Origin of the sequence: Bacillus sp. SIMBA_005 (assembly GCF_046535585.1) — a bacterium.
Lineage (GTDB): Bacteria > Bacillota > Bacilli > Bacillales > Bacillaceae > Bacillus > Bacillus pumilus.
Map to the genome: position 1 here is coordinate 1 of NZ_JAWRWI010001268.1, position 231 is coordinate 231.

The 231-nt window shown below is 51.9% G+C and carries 1 protein-coding gene; it reads left to right on the plus strand.

Annotated elements, in window-relative coordinates; translation table 11 throughout:
- Window positions 1–231 (plus strand): HD domain-containing protein (locus tag SB660_RS24145; protein WP_410585174.1); only part of this gene is annotated, 231 nt, incomplete at both ends.

Sequence of the window (231 nt, forward strand, 5' to 3'; positions counted from 1 at the left end):
GGGGCTGAGCACAGCCGGTTCAACCATTCTCTCGGTGTCTATGAAATTGTCAGAAGAATGGTTGATGACGTCTTTAAAGGCCGCCCTGAATGGGATGACAGTGAGCGCGAACTCTGTTTGGCCGCGGCGCTGCTTCATGACCTCGGGCACGGGCCGTTCTCGCATTCATTTGAAAAGGTCTTTCACCTTGACCACGAGGATTTTACAAGAGGTATCATTTTGGGAGACACG